This window comes from Salinicola sp. V024 (assembly GCF_052645315.1).
This window is the reverse complement of sequence record NZ_JBQXYB010000013.1, coordinates 47,393-66,967: the sequence shown is the minus strand read 5'-3', so window position 1 is coordinate 66,967 and position 19,575 is coordinate 47,393. Positions and strand designations below refer to the sequence as shown.

Below are 19,575 nucleotides of genomic sequence, written 5' to 3'. Positions count from 1 at the left end.
GGAGGGGTGGCGATGTCGGTACGAATGTTGGGTTTGAGGACCTGGGTTGGCCTGGCGGCTGGCATTGTCTCGTCGGTGATTGTCTCGCCGATGCCTGTCTTGCCGATGATTATCTCGTCGGCCCAGGCGGCGTCGGTGTACCGTCATGTCGACGCTGACGGTAACGTGGTCTACAGCGATGAGCCGCGGGCCGGGCATCGCGTGGATCTCAAGCCGATTACGGTGGTCGACCCTGACACGCCCGACATCCGCACGCGCTCAGACCAGCCGACGCCGGCATCCGCCTCGGCGGTCGACTATGAGCGCTTCACGATTTCCAGCCCGCATGACGAGCAGACGCTGCCCACCGGCCAGGCCGGCAACGTTCAGGTGCAGCTGGCGATCGAGCCGGCGCTGCAACGTGGCGATCGGGTCCAGCTCCGGGTCGATGGCGAAGTGCGCCAGTCACCCATGCACACCAATGTCTTCGCGCTGAGTCAGCTCGAGCGTGGCGAGCATCGGTTGCAGGCCGAGCTGGTCGACGCGCAAGGGCGGGTACGTCTGGCGACGCCGGCGGTCACGCTCTATGTGCAACGGGCCAGCGTCAATCTGCCGGCCAACCCGAACAATCCCAATCGCCAAAAATAATGGCAGCCGTGAAATCGATCCCCATTGGCAGGCAGGGATCTGGGTGACTGCACCATTTTGGTGAATGAGCGCCAGGGCGTTCAGTACGGATCAGATCGGGTGGGGACGCGCCTGCATCAAATGAGCCTTCCGCGTAGCAGCGCGAAATCGGGGAGTGGCGCGGTTCTTGCACTGTATAAGCACATACCGGATCACCACGATGGAACGACGCATGTATCAACGTTTGCTGGAGCATCTGACGACCGCCGTCGTACTCCTCGACGACAGCCTTCAGGTGCGCTGGCTCAACCCCTCCGCCGAGGCGCTGCTGGCCGCCAGCCGGCCGCGGGTGATGGGACAGTGGCTGGAGTGCCTCAACGGCGAGGACGGTAGCGTTCGCCAGGTCCTGCTCAAGGCCATGCAGGAGTTTCACCCCTACACTCAGCGCGAAGCCACGCTGATACTGGCCGCGGGGGACGTGATTACGGTGGACTTCACCGCGACGCCGATCACCAGCCGCGAACTGCTGCTCGAGATCGAGCCGCGCGACCGACTGTTGCGGATCTCGCGGGAGGAGGCGCTGATGGCGCGCCAGGAAACGGTCAAGGTGCTGATGCGGGGTCTCGCTCACGAGGTCAAGAATCCGCTGGGCGGTATCCGCGGTGCGGCGCAGCTGCTGGAGCGGGATCTGCCCGACCCGCAGCTCACCGAATTCACCCGGATCATCGTCGAAGAGGCTGACCGGCTGCGCGATCTGGTCGATCGCATGCTGGGCCCCAACACCCTGGTTCACCACGAGCCGCTCAACGTGCACAAGGTACTGGAGCGCGTGCGTGCGCTGCTCGAGGCGGAGCACCATCAGCTGAGCTTCGAGCGCGACTACGACCCCAGCGTGCCGGACCTGATCGGCGACGAGCCCCAGTTGATCCAGGCGGTGCTCAATATCGCACGCAATGCCGTTCAGGCGATGGAGGAGTTCGACACGCTCGAGCCGCGCCTGCTGCTGCGCACCCGGGTTCGCCGCCAGTTCACGCTGGGCGCCGAGCGCCACCGACTGGTGTGTGAAGTGGCGATCATCGACAACGGCCCCGGCATTCCGGAGCACATTCGCGAGACGCTGTTCTTCCCGATGGTCTCCGGGCGCGCCGAGGGTAGCGGGCTGGGACTGTCGATCGCGCAGTCGATCCTGCATCAGCATCAGGGCCTTATCGAGTGTGAATCCCATCCGGGAGTGACGGAGTTTCGTCTGTTGATTCCTTTCGAGGCGCCGTCGTGAGTCTGATTCTATTCGTCCTCGTCCGTGGACGAGCGATTGACGAAGTCGCCGAGAGCGCGATTCACCGTTCTGCTGGAGAACTGCCATGACTGAAGTCGCCCGTATCGCGATCGTCGACGATGATCGTGCGATCCGCTGGGTTCTGGAAAGAGCGCTGGCGCAACCGGATCTCGAGGTGCAGTCGTTCGAACGGGCCGATGCCGCGCTCGAGTCGATCGAGCGACATCCGCCGGACGTGCTGCTGACCGACATTCGCATGCCGGGGCTCGACGGGCTCGATCTGATGGCCAAGGTCCGCGAGATGCATCCCGACCTGCCGGTGATCGTGATGACCGCGCATTCGGATCTGGACAGTGCCGTGGCCTCCTATCAGGGTGGGGCGTTCGAATATCTGCCCAAGCCGTTCGATGTCGACGATGCGCTGGCGCTAGTCCGGCGGGGCGTGGCGCACGCCCGCGAACGACGTTCACCCGCCGCCATGCCGGAGGGGCTTTCCGCCGAGATCATCGGCGAAGCGCCGGCGATGCAGGAGGTGTTCCGGGCCATCGGCCGGCTGTCGCAGTCGCACATCACCGTGCTGATCAACGGCGAATCGGGCACCGGCAAGGAGCGGGTCGCCCAGGCGCTGCACCAGCACAGCCCGCGCAGCGGCCATCCGTTCATCGCGCTCAACATGGCCGCGATCCCCAAGGATCTGATGGAATCGGAACTGTTCGGCCATGAAAAGGGCGCCTTCACCGGAGCCGCCGCTCAGCGCCGCGGGCGCTTCGAACAGGCCGATGGCGGTACGCTGTTCCTGGACGAGATCGGCGATATGCCGGCCGATACCCAGACGCGGCTGCTGCGCGTGCTGGCGGACGGCGAGTTCTACCGGGTGGGTGGTCACATGCCGGTCAAGGTCGATGTGCGGATCATCGCGGCGACGCACCAGTACCTGGAAAAGCTGGTGACGGAGGGGCGCTTCCGCGAGGATCTGTTCCACCGGCTCAACGTGATTCGCGTGCATCTGCCACGGCTGTCGGAGCGCCGCGAGGATATTCCGCGTCTGGCCCAGCACTTTCTCGCCGAGGCCGCCAAGGAACTCTCGGCGGAGCCTAAGGTTCTGACCAAGGACGCCGAGACGCATTTGACGCGCCTGCCCTGGCCCGGCAACGTGCGTCAGCTGGAAAACACCTGCCGCTGGCTGACGGTGATGGCCTCCGGCCGGGAAGTGCTGGTCGACGATCTGCCGCCGGAGCTGCGTGACATCGAAGGCAGCGAAGCGCCGAGCGGGGACTGGCGCAACGCGTTCCGGGAGTGGGCGGACCGAGCCCTGGCCTCGGGTCATACGCACCTGCTAGAGGAAGCGGTGCCGGATTTCGAGCGCATCCTGATCGAGACCGCCCTGAAGCACACCGGCGGGCGCAAGGGCGAGGCGGCCGAACTCCTGGGTTGGGGACGCAACACCTTGACGCGTAAAGTGAAGGTGCTTCTGCCGGCGCTGGCCGACGAATAGCGCCTGCGCGACGCCGCTCAACTGGCAGGTCGGCGCGCCAAGGCGGCTCAATGCGCGGCTTGCGTGCTAGAAGCCTCGTGCCTGGAAAGCAAGACAACGCCCGGTCGAACGCCGGGCGCTGTCGTCGTTGGCTATCTTGCGAAGCCGTGAATCAAAAGACACCAATGGGAAATTCTATGTCCGATCCGACCCAGTGGTGGCGTGGCAGCGTCATCTACCAGATCTATCCCCGAAGCTTCATGGATGCGCGGGGTGACGGCATCGGCGATCTACCCGGTATCACCGCCAAGCTGGACTACGTGGCAGAGCTGGGCGTCGATGCGATCTGGATTTCGCCGTTCTTTCCGTCGCCGATGAAGGATTTCGGCTACGACGTGACCGATTACCGCGGCGTCGATCCGATGTTCGGCTCCTTCCACGACTTCCAGATGCTGCTCGAGCGCGCCCACGGACTGGGCCTGAAAGTGATCATCGACCTGGTGCTCAGTCACACTTCCGATCAGCACCACTGGTTCATCCAGAGCCGCAGCTCACGCGACAACCAGAAATCCGACTGGTACGTCTGGGCCGATCCCAAGCCGGATGGCACGGCGCCCAACAACTGGCTGTCGTTCTTCAGTGGCAGCGCCTGGACCTTCGATAGCCGGCGGCGCCAGTACTATCTGCACAACTTCCTGTCGTGCCAGCCGGATCTCAACTTTCACAATCCGGCGGTGCGCAAGGAGCAGCTCGACAACGCGCGCTTCTGGCTCGATCTGGGCGTCGACGGCTTTCGTCTGGACACCTCGAATTTCTACTTCCATAGCCAGGCGCTGCAGAACAATCCGGCGCTCGGCAGCGGCGAGTTCAAGACGCCCAGCGTTCCGGCCTCGAACCCTTATTCGATGCAGCGTCACCAGTTCGATATCAGTCAGCCGGAAAACATTGGATTCCTGAACGAGCTACGCGCGCTGATGGACGAATATCCCGGGACCATGACGGTGGGGGAGATCTCCGATGACCGCCCGCTGGAGCGCATGGTCGAGTACACCATCGGCGATGATCGTCTGCACATGGCCTACACCTTCGACCTGTTCGATGCCGAGTTCAGTGCCCAGCGACTGCGCGATATCATCGAACACTTCCAGTATTACGCGGGCGATGCCTGGCCGTGCTGGGCGCTTTCCAACCATGACGTCCAGCGCGTCGTGTCGCGCTGGACCCAGCACGAGAATCTGGAACAGCACGGCCCGCTGGTGGCCAAGGTCGCGACGGTCATGCTCTGTTCGCTCTACGGCAGCATCTGCCTCTATCAGGGCGAGGAACTGGGATTGCCGGAAGCCGATGTGCCCTACGAGCGGCTGGTCGATCCCTACGGCCTGGCGCTATGGCCGGAGTACAAGGGGCGCGACGGCTGTCGCACGCCGATGCCGTGGACGAGCGGTGAGCTGGGCGGCTTCACCTCTGTCGAACCTTGGCTACCGGTGGACGGCCATCATCGTCAGCTCTCGGTCGAGAGGCAGCTCGCCAATGCCGACAGTACGCTGCGGGTAACGCGGGAGTTTCTGCGCTGGCGCAAATCGCAGTCGGCGATGGTCGACGGGACGCTGATCCTGAGCGACTTCGATGACGACCTGCTGGGCTGGCTGCGAGTGTCACACGACCAGGCGATTCTGGCGGTCTTCAACCTGACCAGCGAATCGCGATCCACCAGCCTGCCGGCCGGTGCCGGCGAGATCGTCTTCCAGGCGGGCTTCACGCCGCATCTGAGTGACAGCCGGCTGACGCTGCCGCCGTTTCAAGCGGCGTTCGTGCATGTCGATCGCAGCAGTATCGATCCCCGAGCGCTGATCGAGCAGGAGCCCGATCCCGAACGCAAGGGCTTCCTCAGTCGGCTGCTGGGGTCGCTGATTCGCAACGAGGATGGCGAGTCTCAGTGACGGCGAGCCCCTTCTGACCGATCAGCTCTGATGATAGGGCTCGGCTGAAAAGATTGTCCGAGGGGGATTGGCCGGTCGAACTCGGGGAGATGCGGCACCTGCTCGTGGCGTACTCCCCGAGACCGGCTTTAGTGTCTCAGCCCTTGTTCCAGTGTCTCAGCCCTTGTTCCAGTAAGCGTTGGCGATCTCCAGGGTCAGCCGGATCTTGTCCCACTGCGCCGGCTCGGCGAGATCGTTACCCTCTTCGGTGGAGGCGAAGCCGCACTGCGGGCTCAGGCAGAGCTGGCGCTTGTCGACGAACCGGGTGGCTTCATCGAGGCGCGCCCTGACGACTTGCGGATTCTCCAGCTCCCCCATCTTGGTGGTGATCAGCCCCAGCACGGCCTGCTGGTGGCCTTCGGGAATGAAGCGCAGCGGATCGAAGCTGCCGGCACGGTCGCTGTCGTACTCGAGGAACCACGCATCCACATCAACCTTGCCGAACAGCGTTTCGGCGACCGGCTCGTAGCCACCTTCGCTGATCCAGGTCGAGCGGAAATTGCCGCGACAGACGTGGAGCGAGACGTACAGGTCGTCCGGCTTGTCGGCCAGGGCATGATTGAGCATCTCGGCGTAGATTGCCTGCAGCTGATCGGGATCGTCACCGCGGTCCCGCGCCGCCTGCATCTCTTTCTCGGAGCAGAGATAGGCCCACACGGTGTCGTCCAGCTGAAGATAGCGGCAGCCGGCATCGTAGAACGCCCTCACGGCGTCGCGGTAGGCGTCGGCGGTATCGGCGAAAAACGCGTCGAGACTCGGATAAACGCCGCTGTCGATCTTCTTTCGTCCGCCCCGGAAGTGCAGCACGCTGGGGCTGGGAATCGTCATCTTGGGCATGACGTCGGCGACGCTCGCCAGATAGCGAAAGTCGTCCAGCATCGGGTGCGCGACGTTGAAGCCGACCCTGCCGTCGACCCGGATCTGCTTGGCGCTCGTCTGAACGCCCTGGAACTGGATGCCCTGATCGCCCTGATAGCCGGTGACGCCGTCGAGCTGTTCGAGGAAATCGAAGTGCCACCAGGCACGACGGAATTCGCCGTCGGTCACGACCTCGAGTCCTGCGGCTTGCTGCTGTTCGACCACGTGGCGAATTTCGCGATTCTCGACCGCCTTCAAGGCGGAGGCATCGATATCGCCCTGCTGGAATTGCGCACGTGCCGTCTTCAGCGCCGCGGGGCGAAGAAAACTGCCGACGATATCGGCTCGGAATGGGGGATGCGACTGCGACATGGGATCTCCTCGCGTGATGGACCATCGGCATGATCGGCATGACGATGCTGAGGCCGCTAATGATGCGGGTTGGTCGCCGATTCGGCCAATGAAGGGCGCTCAAGCCAGTCATGCATACCATTCATTGTTCTGTCGTGGGGCCTTTGGGCGTCATCGTCGTTTTCTCAAACTTTAGTGGTAGGATTGTCGACCCGCGTCGAGGCCTTCATCGTGACTTCATCGGCTATCGGCGGGGCAGTTTCCAGAATGACGCCCTCGTATTCGAACGACTGAATTTTGAATGACAGGGTAAAAAAACAGGAGCACTCCGTGACGACCCCTTCCCAACACGATTTACGTAACGAATTTCGCCGCCTGCTGGCCAGCGACGACTGCTACTACACGGCGTCGGTATTCGATCCGATGTCGGCCCGGATCGCCGCCGATCTCGACTTCGAGGTAGGCATTCTGGGCGGCTCCGTGGCGTCGCTGCAGGTTCTCGCCGCACCCGATTTCGCCTTGATCACGCTGAGCGAGTTCGTTGAGCAGGCCACCCGCATCGGCCGTGTGGCCCGTCTGCCGGTGATCGCCGACGCCGATCATGGCTACGGCAACGCACTCAACGTAATGCGCACCATCACCGAGCTCGAGCGTGCCGGCATCGCCGCGCTGACCATCGAAGACACCCTGCTGCCGGCACAGTACGGGCACAAGTCGACGGATCTGATCCCGGTCGAGGAGGGCGTCGGCAAGATGCGCGCGGCACTCGAAGCGCGCATCGATCCGGCGCTGTCGATCATCGCTCGCACCAATGCCGGCCAGCTCGACGACGATGCCGCCGTCGCCCGGATCCGGGCCTATCAGGCCGCGGGCGTCGATGCCATCTGTCTGGTCGGCGTGCGGGATTTCGAGCACCTGGAAAAGCTAGCCGCGCCGCTGACGGTGCCGCTGATGCTGGTCACCTACGACAACCCGCAGCTGCGCGATCGGACACGGCTGGCCAAGCTCGGCGTGCGAATCGTCGTCAACGGTCACGCGGCCTATTTCGCGGCGATCAAGGCCACCTACGACTGCCTCCGCGAACAGCGCGACATCGCCACCAACGATCTGGATGCGTCGCAGCTGTCGACGCGCTATTCGACGGTCGACGAGTATCGGATCTGGGCCCGCGAATACATGGACGTCAAAGAGTAGCCCTGGGCTGCGAGCGACGAGCTGAAAATCCGCGCGGTATGTCCATAAGAGCTGATCTTGATAGGTCAGATGCTTGACTCGCCGAACGGTCGCGGCATCCTGTCGAAGCTCGAAGCTCGAAGCTCGAAGCTCGAAGCTCGAAGCTCGAAGCTCGAAGCTCGAAGCTCGAAGCTCGAAGCTCGAAGCTCGAAGCGGCCTTTACTGATAACGGAGATGACGATGACCGCCATGCAATGGGAACGCCTGCTCGATCCCGTCCGCCTGCACGATGCCCGGACCTCGCGTGGTGAAGCCGGTCGCAGTCCGTTCCACAAGGACTACGACCGCATCGTCTTCTCGGGTTCGTTCCGGCGTCTGGGGCGCAAGACCCAGGTCCATCCGCTCACCGACAACGATCATATCCACACCCGCTTGACCCACTCGATCGAGGTGGGCTGCGTCGGCCGCAGTCTGGGGATGATCGTCGGTGAACAGCTGCGCGACAGCCTGCCGGAGTGGGTTACACCTGCCGATCTCGGCGTGATTGTGCAGGCGGCCTGCCTGGGACACGACATCGGCAACCCGCCGTTCGGCCACGCCGGCGAGTATGCGATCCGCGACTGGTTCAAATGGTCCGAGGCGCACGGCGATGGGCTGCTCGATGGTCTCGACGAGGCGCAGCGCCAGGATCTGTTGACCTACGAAGGCAACGCGCAAGGCTTTCGCGTCGTGACCCAGATCGAGTACAACCAGTTTCGCGGCGGCATGCGACTTTCCGCGGCGACGCTGGGCACGCTGCTCAAGTATCCGTGGACCGTCGAACACGGCGGCCAGATGGGCAAGTTCGGCTGCTATCAGTCGGAGAAGCTGCTGCTGGCCGAGGTCGCCGAGCGTCTGGGGCTGAAAGCCACGGGCGAGTCGAAATGGTGTCGTCATCCCCTGGCCTACCTGGTCGAGGCGGCGGATGACATCTGCTATGCGCTGCTCGATCTCGAGGACGGCCTGGAGATGGGCATTCTGCGCTACGAGGAAGTTGCCCAGGTGCTGCTGCAGATCGCCGGCGAACCGCCGGCCGGTTACGAGCAGATGGAGACCGATGGCGTGTCGCAGCGCCGACGTATCGCGGCGCTGCGCGGTGCGGCGATGGAGCGAGCGGTCAACGAAGTCGGCGACGTGTTCGTGCAGCACGAGAAGGCGCTACTCAACGGCACGCTCAATGACGACCTGCTCGAACTGTGTCATCCGGATTTGACCTGGGGGGTCTCCTCGGCCAAGCAGCTGGCCCGCGAGCGGATCTTTCAGAACGAGCGCAAGGCCAAACTCGAGATCGGGGCCTACACCACGCTTGGCATTCTGCTCGAGGCCTTCATCGGGGCGGCCCACGAGCTTCACCATACCGGGCACTCCTCCTTCAAGCACCAGCGCGTGCTGGCGTTGATCGGCGAGAACACGCCCAAGCCGAACTGGCCGCTCTACGACAGCTATCGGCGTATGCTCGATTTCATCGGCGGCATGACCGACCACTATGCGGTCGAGCTGGCCCAGGAGATGGGCGGCCGCCTCAAGGGCGACTGAGAGCCGACAATCACGCCCGGGGATACTCGCGTCGGGCTCAGGTTCCGCATGGTCGCTCTCGATGCGCCGGCGGTCGTGGCGGCGTGGGAGTCTAAACACGGCTGTTGAAAGATGATCCATAACGCCGTATTTTAATTGAACGCTCAATCAATAAAAAATTGCGCCATCGGTAGTTTCGTCGATACCGATTGGCGTCGACGCGATAGTGCGTCGAAACCGCTTGCCGAACCAGAGGCGTGTCGAGCGTGTGACGTCGATGATCATGGCGTCGGCAGCACGGGTTCGACCGGCATCAAATAGCGCTCGCTTTTGCGTAACAATGGACCATAGTTCAAGCGTTGGGCCGCTGCAGGTTTGGCCCGCAGCGGGTGTTCGAGGGGGCGGCAAGCTTAAGGCTCTCTTCTGAAATTGCTTGGCACGGCATCACGAGGTGTCGGAGAAGAGAGAAGGATCGAGGCTTCCGTTGAAGGCAAGACTGTATTCAACGGCCGAAGTCGATTTAACTCGATCAGAGGTCTCGCGACCTCGCGGCGGGAACACGGAAACGAGTGAAGAGCCATTATCGCTCAGCGACCCCTGGCGGCAGCATTGTCGATCAGGGCGCTCTGCTCACTCGTCAACGAAAACTATCTACGATTGATGGGAGCCGCATGAGTACAAGCCCCGATAATAATTCCAGTACCCAAGATAGACTGAATCCGGTCGTCTTCTATGGGTCGGTCATTGGCATCGTCGCCTTTTCGCTATGGGCGATGATCGCTACCGAGCAGGCAAACGGCATCATCAACGCGCTGCTGGGCTGGATCGCCAACACCTTCGGTTGGTACTACTTTCTGACCGTCGTCATCTATCTCGCATTCGTGCTGTTCGTGGGTTTTTCCCGCTTCGGCAAGATTCGCCTCGGACCCGAGCATTCGAGGCCTGATTTCAATATCTTTTCCTGGTCGGCGATGCTGTTTTCCGCCGGTATCGGGATCGGGGTCATCTTCTTCGCCCTGGCCGAACCGCTGACCCAGTTCTACAACGCGCCCAACGCGCCCGAGGATCAGGTCGCGGCCGCGCGTTATGCGATGCAGCTGACCTTCCTGCACTGGGGCCTGTCGGGTTGGGGGATCTATACCTTGGTCGGGATGTCGCTGGCCTTCTTCAGCTATCGCCACAACCTGCCGCTGACCATTAGTAGTGCGCTTTACCCGATTTTCGGCAAGAAGATCTACGGGCCCATCGGTCACGTCGTCGACATCGCCGCAGTGCTGGGCACGGTGTTCGGGATCGCGGCCAGCCTGGGTATCGGCGTCATCCAGCTCAACTACGGTCTGAACTTCATGTTCGGGATCGCGGAGAGTGCCTGGACCCAGACCATTCTGGTGCTGATGATCGTTCTCTTCGCCACGATTTCCGCAGTGACGGGCGTCGAGAAGGGCATCCGTCGCCTTTCCGAGTTCAACATTCTGCTGGCGATCGCGCTGCTGCTGTTCGTGCTGTTTGCCGGCAAGACGGTGTTCCTGCTCAACGCGCTGGTTATGAACATCGGGGATTATCTGTCCAGCTTCATCTCGATGTCGTTCAATACCTACGCCTTCGATCGCCCGACCGAGTGGCTGAACGGCTGGACTCTGTTCTTCTGGGCGTGGTGGATCGCCTGGGGCCCGTTCGTCGGTCTGTTCCTGGCGCGTATTTCCCGCGGTCGCACCATTCGTACTTTCGTTGCCGGCACGCTGACGCTGCCCATCGCCTTCATGATGATCTGGATGTCGATTCTGGGTAACAGTGCCCTCGACATGGCGATGAACGGTGCGACGGACTTCGGCCAGCAGGTCATGGATACGCCGCCGGCAGGGATCTACCTGTTCCTGCAGCAGTATCCGTTCCCGGTGTTCTCGACCATTGCCGTCAGCATCCTGGCGATCGTGTTCTTCGTCACCTCCGGTGACTCCGGCGCGCTGGTACTGTCGAACTTCACTTCCAAGCTCAAGGACGTCAACAGCGATGCGCCTATCTGGATGCGAATCCTGTGGTCGGCGGTCATCGGCATTCTGACTCTGTCGCTGCTGCTTGCTGGCGGCCTGTCGACGCTGCAGAGCGCCGTGGTGATCACCGGTCTGCCGTTCTCGGTCGTGCTGTTCTTCATGATTGCCGGGCTCTACAAGGCGCTGAAGGTCGAGGCGTTCAAGGAAGACAGCCATCGCCTGAGTCTTGCCGGTTCGCTTTCGGGTCGCATGTCCTCAGGTAATCGCGACAGCAATCATGATTGGAAGACACGTCTCAAGCGTGCCATGTCGTTCCCTAATCGTCAGCAGGCGCAGCAGTTCCTGGAGGATACGGGCCGACCGGCGATGGAAGCGGTGCGCGAGGAGCTGTTGAAGCAGGGTGTTCAGGTCGATATCAACGACGGCACACAGAACGACGACAACTATCTGTCGCTCTACGTCGACCTTGGCAGCGAGCAGAATTTCGCTTACCAGATATGGACCCACCCGTTCTCCACGCCGGCCTTCGCCATGCGCACGCCGCGTAGCAGCAGCCGCTACTATCGGCTGGAGGTGTATCTGCTGGAGGGGAGTCAGGGTTACGACCTGATGGGTTATACCCGTGAACAGGTCATCGACGACATTCTCGACCAGTACGAGCGTCATCTACAGTTCCTGCATCTCAATCGTGAGGAACCGGGCAGCATCAATATGCCCGATAGTCCGGAACAGCCGCCAGGCTGATCTGACGCCAGACTCATTTTACTTGCTCTACCTTGCCCCGGCCTCTGGCCGGGGTTTTTCGTTTTGGCACGCCAAAAGCTCGCTCAGAGGCATCCCGGGGACGACGTGCTACGCTCAATTTTGTCGATAACAAAAAAGAGAGGGCACGGATGTGGGAGCTTTCACGTGGTGGGACACCGCTGTTCTGATCGTCTACGTCGTGGGGATTGCCTGGGTGGGCGCCCGTTTCGGCAAGGATCAGGAGAACACGCAGGACTACTTTCTGGGCGGTCGCAAGATCCCTGGCTGGGCCATCGGTCTTTCGGTCATGGCGACCCAGGCCAGTGCGATCACCTTCATCGGCGCGCCCGGCTGGGGGTTCGAGGGCGGCCTGGAACGCCTGGCGACCTTTATCAACGTGCCGCTAGCGATGGCGGTGCTGATCGTGGTGCTGGTGCCGATCTTTCATCGCGCCGGTATCTACAGCATCTACGAGCTGCTCGAACGCCGCTTCGGCGCACTGACCCGATCGCTGGCGGCGCTGCTGTTCCTGGTTGCTCGCGGTCTTGCCACCGGGGTCGTGCTCTATGCGCCTGCACTGGTGCTGTCCGTGGTCACCGGCTGGGACGTCAACCTGACCATCGTGCTGATGGCGGTGATCGCGGTGAGTTATACCGTCCTCGGCGGCATCAGTGCGGTGATCTGGACCGATGTGATCCAGATGTTCGTGCTGTGGCTAGGCGCGATCCTGAGCATGGTGCTGATGGTCTCGAGCCTGCCCGGCGGCTGGGGCGACGTGTTCGCCTACGGCGCCGCCAACGGCATGTTCGATACCATCGATCTGTCGCTCGACCCGACCGTGACCTACTCGCTGTGGGCCGGGTTGATCGGCGGCATGGTGATGCATGTCGCCTACTTCGGTACCGATCAAAGCCAGATCCAGCGGGTGCTGACCAGCCCGTCGATCGCCGAGGGCCAGCGCTCGCTGCTGATCGGCGGCTATCTGCTGGTGCCACAGATGCTGCTGTTCCTGTTCATCGGCGTGATGCTGGCGGCCTACTATCAGCAGCACGGCCTGACCGCGCCGGAGAACCTCAACGAGCTGTTCCCGCGCTACGTGGTCAATGCGTTCCCGGTTGGCGTCACCGGGCTGGTGATCGCCGGGGTCTTCGCGGCCGCGATGTCGAGCCTGGATTCGGCGCTCAACTCGCTATCCGCGGTGACGGTACGCGATTTCTACGCCCGTTACGTCAAGCCCGAGGCCGACGAAAAGCACTACCTGAAGGCGTCGCGCTGGGCGACCATCTTCTGGGGTCTCTACGCCACGGCGTTCGCGTTTTTCGCGGGCAATCTCGGGCCGGTCATCGAGGCGGTCAATCGTATCGGCTCCTGGTTCTACGGCGCACTGCTGGGCACGTTCCTGCTGGCAGTTCTCAGCCACCGTAGCAACGGCCGCGGGGCCGTCGCCGGTATCGTGCTCGGCATGGCGGCGGTGTGGGCCGTGTCGCAGACCGATGTCTCCTGGCTCTATCAGAACTTCGTGGGGCTGGTGGTTTCGGTGGTCGTCGGCTACGTGGTGAGTCTGACGGCGCCTGCGCCAACCCCCGAGCAGCTGTCGGACGTGGTGATCGACGAGACGGCGCCCGACATGCAGGCGATCCTCAAGGGGCGCAGTGGCAATGCCACCGAGATCGGCCGCGATGCCCGGCTGACGCGGCGTCGCTGTCTCGGCCTGATCCTCTGGTTCTTTGTTTCGCTCGCCGCGCTGGCGCTGCTGCAAGGATGGGCTAATGGCTGAGCGACAGGAGAGGTGTGGGCCGGGAGCCGAGGTTACATCCGAGGATGACGCGCTGGCATCGATATCTTGGCTGCCGCGGCGGCTGGATGCTGACGCCGCCGAACCCAAGCTGCGTCGGTTCGGCGCCGAGCGCTTCGAACCGGCGTGGCTGTCGCTGTGGGCCATGGCGATCGGGCGTGACCCGGGAAGGCCGCTGGCCTGGCTGTTGGCTGCCGATCATCTGCCGCGGGCACTGCTGATAGCGGGGGCGCTGGATCCCCGACCGAGGCAGGATGATGACGCCCTCGTGCTCGACGGCGGACGTCAGCCAACGCAGGCGCAGTTCGAGCGCTGGTGGCTGTGGGAACGGCTGGCACGGCCCAAACGCTGGTCGCTACGCGTACAGCCAGCGACGTTGCGGGCCGTCGCACTGCCACTGTGGCTGGGATATTCGCGGGGACGCTCGGGCGCGGGTCAGGAGCGCAAGACACGGCTCATCGTACTCAGCGGGCTCTCTGGCGAGGCGCTGGGGGCGTTGAAACCGGCGGTGCTGACGGGATTTCGCGAGCGGACGAATGCGCAAACGGATGCCATTCGTTCAGGGGTACCCGAGGGAACCCCTGAACCGGGTTAGATCGCCTTGCCGTCGGGTTTAAATCGGGTCACCGCTGCGCTCCATGGCGACCAGCTGTTCCCGACTGGGCAGGCCTTCCATGTCGCCGATCACCTGGACCTGGCGGGCGCCGATCAGATTGCCGCGGTGCAGCGCCGCCGGCCAGTCCAGGCCGTCCAGATAGGCGCTGACGATGCCCACCGCGAAGCCGTCGCCGGCGCCCACGGTATCGATGACCTGCTTGACGGGCGAGCCATTGACGGTGCCTTCACGGTCGGCGGTGCGGAAGTAGCTGCCTTCCGGCCCGAGCTTGATCACCACGGCCCTGGCGCCGCGGTCGAGATAGTCACCGGCGATATCGTAGGCCGTTTCGCGACCGGTCAGCAGGCGGCCTTCGCTCAGACCGGGCATCACGATATCGGCCTCGGCGGCCAGCGCATTGAGGGTCTCGATCATCACCGCTTCGCTCGGCCACAGGCCGGGGCGCAGGTTAGGGTCGAACGAGATCGACAGACCGGCACCACGAGCTCCGCGCAGCAGGTGAAACGACAGCTCGCGCGCCGAGTCGGAAATGGCCGGCGGGATGCCGGTGGCGTGCAGGTGGCGAGCGGACTCCAGTTCGACATCTCCGGCATCGGCGACGCTCAGCTGGCTGGCGGCGCTGCCCCGGCGGACGTACTCGACGTGGGGGTCGGCACCGTCGACGGCACGCTCCTTGAATACCAGCCCGGTGGCGTGGGTGTCGTCGCGCTGCACGTGGCGGCAGTCGAGGCCCTCGGCTTCCAGCGCTCGCTGCAGGAAGTTGCCGTTATGATCCGCCCCCACGCGGCTCAGCCAGCGAACGTCGAAACCCAGTCGGGACAGCCCGATCGCCACGTTGGTATCGGCACCGGCGGTACGACGATGGAATCGCGCGACCTGATCCAGCGGGCCTTGATCGTCGGCGACGAACAGCGCCATCGCTTCGCCGAAGGTGAGAACATCGTAAGCGTAACGGGAGTCGGAACGGGGCATGGCGGGTCCTGGGGCGTGTGAAGTTGATGGGGTGATGACTGACATCGGGCGATCGTCGTCAGGAATCCGATGGCAACATCGGATGCCGGTGGGGCAACTCAGCGGATCGGCGGCTTGCTCTCCAGACGCTGATAGCGCGCGTTCAGCGTATCGACCAGGTGCTGGCGCTGGGTGTCATCGATGACCTCCTCCTGGGCACCACCCAGCTGCGTGGCAAGATCGATGCCGTCGACCACGCGGACATCGCGACTATCGCCGAGATGCGCGGTTTCGTCATCGATGACCCAGCCCGGCAGCACCAGAATGCCGCTCACCGGCACGCTCAGGTTGGCATGCCGGCTCAGCCAGTGGCGTAGCCATACCGTCGAGAGACGTACTTTGCGCAACACCGTCCGCTCGCTCCAGCCGCGAAAGCGCAGACGTTCGCTCTCTACCGATACGGTGTTGAGGGCGCGGCCTTCGAGATCGAGCGGGAATTCGCGCGCCACGGTCTGAATCACGAAAACGCCCTGCGGCGTCACCAGCACGTTGTCGATGCTATAGGAGTCGGCGGGAAAGTCATGGAAGACGAAATAGGGCTTGGCCAGCGGACGAATCAGATGATCCAGCGCCTGGCCCACCGCCAGCTCGCAGGCGAGACTGCGGGTCAGCCGGCGCACGCGCTGCACATCGCGCAGAATCAGAAAGCAGAACAGCATCGCCAGCAGGGTGCTGACGACGCCATACAGCGACCACTCCAGCCAGCTCTGCTCCTCGGCGAAGAGCATCCGGCCCATGCCGTAGACGATCGGCATCAGGGTCAGGGTCGGTGCCAGCGTGGCATCGAGAAAGAACACCATGCGCGCCTTTTCCAGGCGGTCGCGATGGGCCTGGGCGATCTCGCGGATCGGCTCGCCGTCATGCGGGGAGCGCAGCCCCACGGTCTGCACGTCACGCAGAGTGATCGCCACCATGGCAGCGGCACCCAGCGGGGCGAGAAAGATCAGCGGCAGCACATACTCCAACCAGGCCATGAGCGATTGTCCTTGCAGTGGCGTGGGCGGGAAGACGACCATTCTAGCCGAGGTGCGGCCTCGTCTGCGATGTCGATGCGTCGTGGATGCAGATTCGATTTCGCCCGGCGTGCTTTGCTGCATAAAGCGCCTGGTCCGCGCGCAGCAGCCATTGCTCGTGATTCATCATCAATGGATCTTTGGCGGCCAGACCGATACTGCAGGTGGGCATTCTGTAAAGAGGGAAGGGTGGCGCATGGTTCCGCAGCCGTTGCTGGAACTGATGGATCGCGACGGTCGCCTGGTCCAGCGTGGTCGATGGCATCAGTAGACCAAACTCTTCGCCGCCGTAACGCCCGAGCAAGACATCATCGCCAAATGACTGGCGAAGCAGTGAAGCCAGCTTGCGCAGGGTCTGGTCGCCGACACCGTGACCATGCTCATCGTTGATGCGCTTGAAATGATCGAGATCGAGCAGCGCGATCGTTGCCGAGGGACCGCTCAGAAGATTGGAAGCTACCTGAGCTTCCCAGAACCGTCTGTTGAACAGCCCGGTGAGCCCATCGGAACGGCTCAACTCCATCAATGTCTTCTTCTGGCGATTGAGTCGGCGAGCCTGAAGATACGTGATGTAGCCCACCGCCAGCGGGTAGACGACGATCATCGGTAAGCTGCCAAGCAGGACCGAGGCCGACGGCACTATGTCGGGCACGCCGGGAACGATCAGCCACATGCCGATCAGCGCTCCCGCGGCCAGCAGGCCCAGGCCGCGTAGTGCCATGGATTTCCCGCCCACCGCGATGTTGTCGAGGCTGATCATCGTCAATACCACGACGGTCGGGAGGACGTTGAAATGCATGGCCGCCATCCAGAAGCCGCCCAGCAGACTATCGGCGCCGAGATTCTGGCGTTCGGCATGGTAGGGTGAAACGTGATATCTCGCCCGCCAGTAGGCGAGATGGGACCAGAATAGAATCTGAACTGCCCATAGCGCCCAGACCCAGGTCGGGGTCGGCAACTCATGGAGCGCGCTCCCGATACATAACCCGCCGACCAGGAGTCCCAGTGTTCGAGGTACGTAGATGCGTCTGGCCAGACGAATGCCTCTCAGACGTTTTTCGACCACGGGATCCAGCGGCGTATCGGGCATGTCGGCAATCATCCGGCGTCGAGGCGTCCTGTTGTGTCAACGTACTGTATCTTTATTATCTAACATCGATCGGCGGAAAATAGTATGACCAGCGAGTCAATTCCGGACGTCGAGGCACTGGTCGATTTCGTCGTCCGTCATCCGCGCCTGTTCGTGCTGACCGGCGCATGCGTGAGTACCGACTGCGGCATTCCCGATTATCGAGATGCCCGCGGTGACTGGAAGCGCCCGCCGCCGGTCAGCCATCAGGCCTTCATGGGGAGTCATGGCGTGCGCCAGCGCTACTGGGCGCGCAGCCTGATCGGCTTCCGGGCGCTGGCGGCCGCCCATCCAGGCCAGGCGCACAAGGCGCTGGCGATACTCGAGCGGCAGTCGCGAATCACGTCACTGGTGACACAGAACGTCGACGGTCTGCATCAGCGAGCCGGCTCCCGGCGGGTCATCGACCTGCATGGCCAGGCCGATTTGGTGAAGTGTATGAGCTGTGGCGCGAGCCTGATGCGTCACGCGCTGCATGACGAGCTGGCGCGACGCAATCCCCGCTGGCTGTCATTGAGCGCCGAGGTGGGGCCGGACGGTGACGCCGATCTCGACGGTTACGACTTCTCGACGTTCGAAGTGCCGAACTGCCATCGCTGTCGCATCGGCATTCTCAAGCCGGACGTGGTGTTCTTCGGCGACAACGTGCCCAGGCCCCGCGTCGAACAGGCCTTTCAGGCGCTGGAGGAGGCCTCGGGGATGCTGGTGGTCGGCTCGTCGCTGATGGTCTATTCGGGGTTTCGCTTCGCCCGCCAGGCAGCCAAACGCGGCAAGCCGATTGCCTGCGTCAATCTCGGCAAGACGCGGGCGGACGAGCTGTTCGATCTCAAGATCAGCGCGCCGATCGGCCCGACCCTGACGGTACTGGTCGACGCGCTGGAACTGCCGCAACGCCAGGCACGCTGAGACGACAGAACCCGGCCGAGGCCGGGTTCCAGATTGGCGATGAATCACTTCACGGTCACTTGCGCGTCGGCGGTGCCATGAATTCGGGGCCGACCGGATCCTTGATGTGCCGGGACAGAATCGCATCGATATCGACCATGTCCTCGTCGCTCAGCTTCCAGCCGGTGATGTCGCCCAGCGGTTCGACCTGCTCGGGCTTGCGGGCGCCCCACAGCGCGACGATGTTGGGGGAGCGATCGAGAATCCAGCGCACGGCCAGCGCCAGCACGCTCTTGTCGTGACGGGTGCGGGCCAGCTCGGCCAGCGCGTCGACGGCGGCCAGATACTGGGCGAATCGCGGCGACTGGAACTTGGGATCGCTGTTGCGCAGATCGTCGCCATTGAAGGTATAGCCTTCGTGCATCTTGCCGGTAAGCAGGCCGCGGCACAGCGCGCCGTAGGTCAACAACGTCAGGTCGTTGTTCTCGGCGTAGGGCAGGATCTCGCTGTCGATGTCGCGCTCGAACAGGTTGTAGGGCGGCTGAAGGGTATGCAGCGGCGCCGTCTGGCGGAAGGTGTCGCACTGCTCGGGGGAGAAGTTGCTGACGCCGATCGCCCGGATCTTGCCGGCACGATGGAAGCGCGCCATCGCCTCGGCGGTCTCCTGGATGTCGACCAGCGGGTCCGGCCAGTGGATCTGGTAGAGATCGATATGGTCGGTGTTCAGCCGACGCAGCGAGTCGTCGAGCTCCTTCTCCAGCCGCTTCGCCGTGGCGTTGCGGGCCACGCTTGCGTCGTCGTACCACTCCAGACCCGCCTTGGTCGCCAGCACCAGCTTGTCACGCTGGCCGGCCTGGGCGACGGCCTTGCCGACGACCTCTTCCGAGTGGCCGAAGCCGTAGGCCGGAGCGGTATCGATCAGGTTGACGCCCTGGTCGATGGCGGCATGAATGGTGCGGATGGCGTTGGCGTCGTCGGTGCCGCCCCACTGGCGGCCACCCATGGCCCAGGTGCCGAGGCCGATGCGCGATGTGACGATATCCGTACCCGGTAATGTCAGTGTTTCCATCTTTCCCTCCTTGGTTAGGATCGAATCCTTACAGCGTGAAGCGCTAGTCTG

The 19,575-nt window shown here is 63.1% G+C and carries 15 protein-coding genes; 10 read left to right on the top strand and 5 right to left on the bottom strand.

Annotated elements, in window-relative coordinates; genetic code table 11:
* Positions 1 to 12 precede the first annotated feature (12 nt).
* From ACUN9V_RS16350 to ACUN9V_RS16335, 4 genes are all read left to right on the top strand, one after another.
* Positions 13 to 627, top strand: a complete 615-nt coding sequence (locus tag ACUN9V_RS16350) for a DUF4124 domain-containing protein (protein ID WP_445512172.1) — start codon at positions 13 to 15, stop codon at positions 625 to 627.
* A gap of 211 nt (positions 628 to 838) precedes the next feature.
* Positions 839 to 1,882 (top strand): nitrogen regulation protein NR(II), encoded by a 1,044-nt coding sequence (gene glnL / locus ACUN9V_RS16345; protein ID WP_075560639.1) that lies wholly within the window; start codon positions 839 to 841, stop codon positions 1,880 to 1,882.
* 85 nt (positions 1,883 to 1,967) lie between these two features.
* Positions 1,968 to 3,377 (top strand): nitrogen regulation protein NR(I), encoded by a 1,410-nt coding sequence (gene glnG, locus ACUN9V_RS16340; protein ID WP_445512171.1) that lies wholly within the window; start codon positions 1,968 to 1,970, stop codon positions 3,375 to 3,377.
* A 176-nt stretch (positions 3,378 to 3,553) separates the two neighbouring features.
* A complete protein-coding gene (locus ACUN9V_RS16335; RefSeq protein ID WP_445512170.1) occupies positions 3,554 to 5,296 on the top strand; it encodes an alpha-amylase family glycosyl hydrolase in 1,743 nt (580 codons plus the stop codon).
* 156 nt (positions 5,297 to 5,452) lie between these two features.
* Here ACUN9V_RS16335 and ACUN9V_RS16330 read toward each other — a convergent pair whose 3' ends face one another.
* Positions 5,453 to 6,565 carry a cobalamin-independent methionine synthase II family protein gene (locus tag ACUN9V_RS16330; protein WP_445512169.1) on the bottom strand — a complete coding sequence of 371 codons (1,113 nt, stop codon included), beginning with the start codon at positions 6,563 to 6,565 and terminating at the stop codon, positions 5,453 to 5,455.
* Positions 6,566 to 6,874: 309 nt separating this feature from the next.
* Here ACUN9V_RS16330 and ACUN9V_RS16325 point away from each other — a divergent pair, with 309 nt between their 5' ends.
* The 5 genes from ACUN9V_RS16325 (at position 6,875) to ACUN9V_RS16305 (ending at position 14,396) form a co-directional block, all read left to right on the top strand.
* Positions 6,875 to 7,738, top strand: a complete 864-nt coding sequence (locus ACUN9V_RS16325) for an isocitrate lyase/PEP mutase family protein (protein ID WP_075560643.1) — start codon at positions 6,875 to 6,877, stop codon at positions 7,736 to 7,738.
* Positions 7,739 to 7,957: 219 nt separating this feature from the next.
* A complete protein-coding gene (locus tag ACUN9V_RS16320; protein ID WP_075560645.1) occupies positions 7,958 to 9,292 on the top strand; it encodes a deoxyguanosinetriphosphate triphosphohydrolase in 1,335 nt (444 codons plus the stop codon).
* Positions 9,293 to 9,942: 650 nt separating this feature from the next.
* Entirely contained in the window at positions 9,943 to 12,006 is a 2,064-nt protein-coding gene (gene betT, locus ACUN9V_RS16315; protein ID WP_445512168.1) for a choline BCCT transporter BetT, read from the top strand.
* 151 nt (positions 12,007 to 12,157) lie between these two features.
* Entirely contained in the window at positions 12,158 to 13,783 is a 1,626-nt protein-coding gene (locus tag ACUN9V_RS16310; RefSeq protein ID WP_445512167.1) for a sodium:solute symporter, read from the top strand.
* The gene (locus ACUN9V_RS16305) at positions 13,776 to 14,396 is read left to right on the top strand and encodes a hypothetical protein (protein WP_445512166.1); all 621 of its coding nucleotides are present in this window, start codon (positions 13,776 to 13,778) and stop codon (positions 14,394 to 14,396) included. The genes ACUN9V_RS16310 and ACUN9V_RS16305 overlap by 8 nt, the downstream gene beginning before the upstream one ends.
* A gap of 18 nt (positions 14,397 to 14,414) precedes the next feature.
* Here the strand turns inward: ACUN9V_RS16305 and ACUN9V_RS16300 are convergent, their stop codons facing one another.
* From ACUN9V_RS16300 to ACUN9V_RS16290, 3 genes are all read right to left on the bottom strand, one after another.
* On the bottom strand, positions 14,415 to 15,389 hold the full coding sequence (locus ACUN9V_RS16300; RefSeq protein WP_439303170.1) for a sugar kinase: 975 nt from the start codon (positions 15,387 to 15,389) through the stop codon (positions 14,415 to 14,417).
* Between the two features lie 98 nt (positions 15,390 to 15,487).
* Entirely contained in the window at positions 15,488 to 16,402 is a 915-nt protein-coding gene (locus ACUN9V_RS16295; protein WP_439303171.1) for a nuclease-related domain-containing protein, read from the bottom strand.
* A gap of 43 nt (positions 16,403 to 16,445) precedes the next feature.
* A complete protein-coding gene (locus ACUN9V_RS16290) occupies positions 16,446 to 17,531 on the bottom strand; it encodes a diguanylate cyclase (RefSeq protein WP_439303172.1) in 1,086 nt (361 codons plus the stop codon).
* Positions 17,532 to 17,615: 84 nt separating this feature from the next.
* Here ACUN9V_RS16290 and ACUN9V_RS16285 point away from each other — a divergent pair, with 84 nt between their 5' ends.
* A complete protein-coding gene (locus tag ACUN9V_RS16285; RefSeq protein ID WP_445512165.1) occupies positions 17,616 to 18,476 on the top strand; it encodes an NAD-dependent protein deacetylase in 861 nt (286 codons plus the stop codon).
* Positions 18,477 to 18,531: 55 nt separating this feature from the next.
* Here the strand turns inward: ACUN9V_RS16285 and ACUN9V_RS16280 are convergent, their stop codons facing one another.
* Positions 18,532 to 19,524 carry an aldo/keto reductase gene (locus ACUN9V_RS16280; RefSeq protein WP_445512164.1) on the bottom strand — a complete coding sequence of 331 codons (993 nt, stop codon included), beginning with the start codon at positions 19,522 to 19,524 and terminating at the stop codon, positions 18,532 to 18,534.
* Positions 19,525 to 19,575 lie beyond the last annotated feature (51 nt).

Excerpts from the sequence above, each read along its gene's own strand:
- ACUN9V_RS16320 (WP_075560645.1), top strand. The coding sequence starts at position 7,958 with ATGACCGCCATGCAATGGGAACGCCTGCTCGATCCCGTCCGCCTGCAC.
- ACUN9V_RS16335 (WP_445512170.1), top strand. The coding sequence starts at position 3,554 with ATGTCCGATCCGACCCAGTGGTGGCGTGGCAGCGTCATCTACCAGATC.
- glnL (WP_075560639.1), top strand. The coding sequence starts at position 839 with ATGTATCAACGTTTGCTGGAGCATCTGACGACCGCCGTCGTACTCCTC.
- ACUN9V_RS16300 (WP_439303170.1), bottom strand. The coding sequence starts at position 15,389 with ATGCCCCGTTCCGACTCCCGTTACGCTTACGATGTTCTCACCTTCGGC.
- ACUN9V_RS16285 (WP_445512165.1), top strand. The coding sequence starts at position 17,616 with ATGACCAGCGAGTCAATTCCGGACGTCGAGGCACTGGTCGATTTCGTC.
- ACUN9V_RS16305 (WP_445512166.1), top strand. The coding sequence starts at position 13,776 with ATGGCTGAGCGACAGGAGAGGTGTGGGCCGGGAGCCGAGGTTACATCC.
- ACUN9V_RS16295 (WP_439303171.1), bottom strand. The coding sequence starts at position 16,402 with ATGGCCTGGTTGGAGTATGTGCTGCCGCTGATCTTTCTCGCCCCGCTG.
- ACUN9V_RS16350 (WP_445512172.1), top strand. The coding sequence starts at position 13 with ATGTCGGTACGAATGTTGGGTTTGAGGACCTGGGTTGGCCTGGCGGCT.
- ACUN9V_RS16280 (WP_445512164.1), bottom strand. The coding sequence starts at position 19,524 with ATGGAAACACTGACATTACCGGGTACGGATATCGTCACATCGCGCATC.
- ACUN9V_RS16290 (WP_439303172.1), bottom strand. The coding sequence starts at position 17,531 with ATGCCCGATACGCCGCTGGATCCCGTGGTCGAAAAACGTCTGAGAGGC.
- betT (WP_445512168.1), top strand. The coding sequence starts at position 9,943 with ATGAGTACAAGCCCCGATAATAATTCCAGTACCCAAGATAGACTGAAT.
- ACUN9V_RS16330 (WP_445512169.1), bottom strand. The coding sequence starts at position 6,565 with ATGTCGCAGTCGCATCCCCCATTCCGAGCCGATATCGTCGGCAGTTTT.
- glnG (WP_445512171.1), top strand. The coding sequence starts at position 1,968 with ATGACTGAAGTCGCCCGTATCGCGATCGTCGACGATGATCGTGCGATC.